This is a genomic window from Aeromicrobium sp., assembly GCF_036676885.1.
GTDB lineage: Bacteria > Actinomycetota > Actinomycetes > Propionibacteriales > Nocardioidaceae > Aeromicrobium.
The window spans coordinates 1-5,594 of record NZ_JAKFCB010000026.1; the positions used below are offsets into that span (position 1 = coordinate 1).

4 protein-coding genes and 1 pseudogene are annotated in these 5,594 nt (G+C 68.1%); all 5 read right to left on the minus strand.

Annotated features, from left to right (window positions below; translation table 11 throughout):
• A pseudogene (locus V6M46_RS01520) lies at window positions 1-180 on the minus strand (hypothetical protein); the annotation flags it as partial.
• Entirely contained in the window at window positions 177-1,448 is a 1,272-nt protein-coding gene (locus tag V6M46_RS01525; RefSeq protein ID WP_332661943.1) for an ABC transporter permease, read from the minus strand. The pseudogene V6M46_RS01520 and the gene V6M46_RS01525, both read right to left, overlap by 4 nt.
• Window positions 1,445-2,533, minus strand: a complete 1,089-nt coding sequence (locus tag V6M46_RS01530; RefSeq protein ID WP_332661945.1) for an ABC transporter permease — start codon at window positions 2,531-2,533, stop codon at window positions 1,445-1,447. Before V6M46_RS01530 ends, V6M46_RS01525 begins: the two co-directional genes overlap by 4 nt.
• Window positions 2,530-4,086 (minus strand): ABC transporter ATP-binding protein, encoded by a 1,557-nt coding sequence (locus V6M46_RS01535; protein ID WP_332661946.1) that lies wholly within the window; start codon window positions 4,084-4,086, stop codon window positions 2,530-2,532. Before V6M46_RS01535 ends, V6M46_RS01530 begins: the two co-directional genes overlap by 4 nt.
• A gap of 119 nt (window positions 4,087-4,205) precedes the next feature.
• On the minus strand, window positions 4,206-5,279 hold the full coding sequence (locus tag V6M46_RS01540) for a BMP family lipoprotein (RefSeq protein WP_332661947.1): 1,074 nt from the start codon (window positions 5,277-5,279) through the stop codon (window positions 4,206-4,208).
• Window positions 5,280-5,594: the final 315 nt, after the last annotated feature.

The following is a 5,594-nucleotide window of genomic DNA, read 5'->3' on the forward strand; positions in this document are numbered from 1 at the left end:
CGCGTTCTCCACGTTGCACCCGACCACGATCCGGCCGTCCTCGACCCGGGCGGCGGCACCGACCTTGAAGTTCGAGTACGGCGCGTAGGCGTGCTCCATCGCCGCCCGGGCATCGTCGAGCAGGCCCTCCCAGTCGAAGGTGCTCGCCGCGTCCGGGTCGTGCTCGGCGTCCATGGTCACCCGGCCGAGCCCTTGCGATAGATCTGGCCGTCGGCCTTGGGCATTCGTAGCTTCTGGGAGAAGAACGCCAGGACCAGCAGCGTGACGACGTACGGCGTCATGCTGGTCAGGTCGCGCGGCACCTCGTCGGTGAGCGCGTACCAGAGCAGGAAGCCGACACCGAAAGCACCGAGGATGATGCCGTTGGTGCGGTGGCCCTTGTAGACCCGCCAGAGCCCGAACAGCAGCAGTCCGGCACCGACGAGCAGCAACAACGCGTGGATGGTGGACGGGTCGCGCAGCCGCAGACTGTCGGTGTAGCCGAACATGCCGGAGCCGAGCAGCGCGCCGCCAGGACGCCAGTTGCCGAAGATCATCGCGGCCAGGCCGATGTAGCCGCGGCCGTTGGTCTGGTTGGTGTGGAAGCCCGGTGACGAGACCAGCGCCAGATAGCCACCGCCCATCCCGGCCAGACCTCCCGAGACCAGCACCGCGACGTACTTCTGCCGGATCACGTTGACGCCGAGGCTCTCGGCCGCCTGCGGGTTCTCACCGCAGGAGCGCAGCCGCAGTCCGAAGGTCGTCCGCCACAGGAGCCACGCGGTCAGCGGCACCATCAGCAGCGCGAGGATCGTGACCACCGAGATCCGGGTGGTCAGGGCGGCGACGACCGCGGAGAGGTCGGAGACCACGAACCAGTGCTTCTCGGCCAGCGACGACGCCGCGTCCGAGATCAACGGGATCTCCTCCAGCGTCGGCGGCTTCGCGATGCCGGTCAGCTGCTGAGCGCCTCCGTGGCCGTACTCGGAGTCCAGGTCGGCGAAGAACGCCTCGGCGAGGAAGATCGTCAGACCGAGTGCGATCGTGTTGAGCGCGACACCGGAGACGATGTGGTCGACCCCGAAGGTGACCGTCGCGAGCGCGTGCAGCAGGCCGCCGAGGACGCCGCAGCCGATCGCGCCGAGCAGGCCGATCCAGGGGTCGTAGTAGTAGGTGAAGTACGCCGCACCCCAGGTGCCGAGCAGCATCTGGCCCTCGAGGCCGATGTTGACCACACCGGCGCGCTCGCTCCACAGACCGCCGAGGGCGGCCAGCAGGATCGGGCAGGTGGCGATCAGGGCAGCTCGCAGACTCGCCTGGGAGTCGATCTCGTGCGCTCCGGTCACGACGCGCACGAGCGAGACCGAGAACACCGCGACCGTCGCGATCACGAGGTACTTGGCGATGCCGAACCGGGGTCGCGAGGACGGCGCGGCCGGCGGGGCGGGGGTGTTCGTCGTCGTACTCATGCCCGCGCCTCCTCTCCGATGGCCGAGGTGAGCTGCCGTTGCTCATGAGCGGCCACCCAGCGTCTGACCACCTCGTAGGCGATCACGACCGCGAGGACGACCACACCCTGGGTGACCTGGACGACCGAGGGCGAGACGCCGGTCTCGAGGCTGACCGCGTTCGCTCGCTCGGAGAGCCAGGCGAACAGGACGGCGCCGAAGAAGATCCCGAGCGGCCGGTTCCTGCCGAGCAGCGCGACCGCGATCCCGGTGAAGCCGAGCATGTGCTGGAACGGGGGCCCGTAGTAGCCGGCGGCGCCGAAGAGTGCCGGCATCCAGACCAGGCCGGCGATCGCACCGGAGATCAGCATCGCGATGACGACCATCTTCTTGACCTTCACGCCGGAGGCGATGGCCGCGTCCTCGTTGGCGCCGGTGGCGCGCAGGTCGAACCCGAACCGGGTCCGGTTGATCACGACCGACATCGTGACGCCGGCGATCACCGCGAGGATGCAGAGCGTCCAGATCTGGCCGTTGATCGCCCCCCACGGCGCCCACCCCGGCATCATGCTGGACTCCGGGATCGGCGTCGTACGCCGGCCCTGACCGTACTGGTCGCCGTGGTTGTTGAGCAGGTAGCCGATCATCGTCCCGGCGATCGCGTTGAGCATGATCGTCGAGATCACCTCACTGACGCCGCGGGTCACCTTGAGGACACCGGCGATCCCGGCCCACAGCGCGCCGACCACCATCGCCACGACCAGGGCCAGCAGGACGTTGGCCTTGCCCGGCAGCCAGGCGGCGCCGGCCACGGCGGAGGCCACGAAGGCCGCGAGCGTGTACTGGCCCTCGACGCCGATGTTGAACAGGTTCATCCGGAACGCGATCGCGGCGGCGAGCGCGGCCAGGAAGAGCATCGAGGTCTGGTTGGTGATGTTCACCCAGTTGCGGTTGCTCGGCCAGCTCAGCATCACGTCCCAGAACTCCGTCACCGACGAGCCCGAGATGCTGACCACCACGCTGGTGACGATCATCGAGACCACCACCGCGATCAGTGGCGCGAGGACGGTCTGCGCCAGCGCGCGAATGACCTTGGCGCTGGTCATGAGGCTCCCTCTCGTTCGCCGCGGCCGCCGGTCATCGCGGATCCGAGCGCCTGCGGTGTCACCTCGTGCGGATCGAACCGACCGACGATCTCACCGCGGAGGATCACCTCGATCGTGTCGGAGAGGCCGATCAGCTCGTCGAGGTCCGCGGAGATGAGCAGCACCGCTAGGCCCAGTCTTCGCGCACGTTTGATGTGGTCCCAGATCGCGGCCTGCGCCCCGACATCGACGCCGCGGGTCGGGTGCGAGGCGATCAGCAGGACCGGGTCGCCGCTCATCTCGCGGCCCACGATCAGCTTCTGCTGGTTGCCGCCGGAGAGCGCGCGGGCGTGGGTGTTGATCGAGGGGGTGCGCACGTCGTACTCGGTGACGATCCGGTCGGTGTCGCTCTTGGCCGCGCGGCCGGTGATGAAGACGCCGTTGCTCCCCGGGGGCTGCGTCTGATGACCGAGGATGCGGTTCTCCCACAGCGGTGCGTCCAGCAACAGCCCGTGCCGGTGCCGGTCCGCCGGAATGAAGGCGATCCCGGCCTCGCGGCGCTCCCGGGTGTCCCAGTCGGCGACGTCCTGGCCGGCCAGGGTGATCGTGCCGGTCCCCTTGCGCATGCCCATGATCGTCTCGACCAGTTCCTCCTGGCCGTTGCCCTCGACGCCGGCGATGCCGAGGACCTCGCCCTTGCGGATCATCAGGTTGATCCCGCTGAGCAGCGCGCGCCCGTTCTCGTCGACCAGGCCGACGCCGTCCAGGGTGAGCAGCACGTCGTCGGTGACGGTGGACTCCTCGGTCTCCGGGGAGGGCAGCTCCGAGCCGACCATCAGTTCGGCGAGCTGGTGCTTGGTGGCGGTCTTCGGGTCGGCTTCCCCGACGGTCGCACCGCGGCGCATCACGGTGATGTCGTCGGCGATCGCGAGTACCTCGTCGAGCTTGTGCGAGATGAACAGCACGGTGCGACCCGAGTCGCGCAGCACACGGAGGTTGTCGAAGAGCGCGTTGACCTCCTGCGGTACCAGGACGGCCGTCGGCTCGTCCAGGATGATGATCCGGGCGCCGCGGAAGAGCACCTTGAGGATCTCGACCCGCTGCCGCTGGCCGACGCCGAGCCTCTCGACGAGGACGTCCGGATCGAGGTCGAACCCGTAGTCGTCGGAGATCTTCACGATCTGGGCACGGGCGTCGTCACCGATCCCGTGCAGCTTCTCGGCGCCCAGCACCACGTTCTCGAGCACGGTCAGGTTGTCGGCCAGCATGAAGTGCTGGAAGACCATCCCGATCCCGGCCTTGATCGCATCCGTAGGCGAGGAGAAGTGCACCTCTGTGCCGTCGACGGTGATCGTGCCGGCGTCCGGCTTCTGCACCCCGTAGAGGATCTTCATCAGCGTCGACTTGCCGGCGCCGTTCTCACCGATGAGTGCGTGCACCGTGCCGGGACGGATGGTGATGTTGACGTCGTGGTTGGCCACCACTCCGGGGAACTGCTTGAGGATGTCCCGGACGACGACGCCCTCCGACGGCGGCTGGGACGACTCGGCGGTCTCGGTCACTGCGGCGCTCACTGACCCCTCCTTCTGGCGGCGGCGGGAACGGACCCGGGCCCGGATCAGACGTTACCGTCTGGTCCGGGCCCGGCCATTACTTGAGGAGCAACTCCTCGCTGCTGCGGACCGACCCTGGATCAGGGCTTGTCCGGAACCTTCGTCTCGCCGGACTTGATCTTGGCGGCCGCCGCCTCGATCTGGTCCACGATGTCGTCGATGAAGCCACCCGAGGTGGCGTAGCCGACGCCGTCGTGCGCGAGGTCGTAGGTCTGGTAGCTGGTCAGCGGGGAGCCGTCAGCGACCGACTTGATCATGTTGAAGGTGGCCGTGTCGACCCGCTTCAGCATCGAGGTGAGGATGTGCGGCTTGGCCGCCGCCGACGCAGTCAGGTACTGGTCGGAGTCGACACCGATCGCCCACATGCCGTCGCCGGCCTCGGCCGCGGCGTCGAAGACACCCGAACCGGAAGCACCGGCCGCGTGGTAGACGACATCCGCACCCTGGTCGAACTCAGCGGCAGCGGCTTCCTTGCCACCGGCAGGGTCACCGAACCCGGAGAGGTCGCTCTCCTCGATGTACTGGATCTTGATGTCGATGTCGGCCTTGACCGACTTCGCACCGGCCACGTAGCCGGCCTCGAACTTCTTGATGAGGTCGTTGTGGACGCCACCGACGAAGCCGATCGTGCCAGTCTTCGACTTCAGCGCGGCCGCGACACCGACGAGGTAGGAACCCTCGTTCTCGGCGAAGCCGAGGTAGGCGACGTTGGGGTTGGCCGTGGTGTCGGGGTCGAAGCCGTCGATCACACCGAAGCTGATGTTCGGGTAGTTCGGGGCCACCTTGTTGACCGAGTCGCTGTAGGCGAAGCCGACCCCGATGATCGGGTTCATCCCGGCGTCGGCCATCGACTGCAGCCGTGCCTCACGGGCGGACTCGGGCTCGTCCTGGGCGGCTTCGCCCTCGGTGCACGTCGCACCGAGGTCTTCGACTGCCTTCTTCAGACCCTGGTAGGCGGAGTCGTTGAAGGACTGGTCGCCCTGGCCGCCCACGTCGTAGGCGAGGCCGACCTTCGGGCCGTCGCCCGACGCTTCCTCACAGACGTCGGCGCTGGCAGACGGCGAGTCGCCATCGCTTCCCTTGGTGTCATCGTTCTTGCCGCAGCCGACCAGCGCCATTGACGCCACCACTGCGACGACAGCGATCTTGCTCAAACGACGCAAGATGCCCTCCTCGGATATTGGGGAGCACCGTGAGGGACACGGCGCGACAAGCCGCACCCTAGTCCGCGGTCAACCGCGCGAATAGCGCAAACAGGGCATGCACCGAGTTTGTTATCGGGTAGTGACCAAGCCGACGGGAGGCCCGCTCAGGCGTCGGCGCCGAGCGCCAGCACGCCGGCGACGGCGAGCACCTCGGCCGCGATGCCGACGGCACGTTCGTCGACGCGCAGGTCGCCCTGGTGCAGGTCGTAGGTCGGACCCCCCGGGGTGCGCGTGCCGAGCCGCGCCATCGCGCCGGGCACCTGC

Excerpts from the sequence above, each read along its gene's own strand:
- V6M46_RS01525 (WP_332661943.1), bottom strand. The coding sequence starts at position 1,448 with ATGAGTACGACGACGAACACCCCCGCCCCGCCGGCCGCGCCGTCCTCG.
- V6M46_RS01530 (WP_332661945.1), bottom strand. The coding sequence starts at position 2,533 with ATGACCAGCGCCAAGGTCATTCGCGCGCTGGCGCAGACCGTCCTCGCG.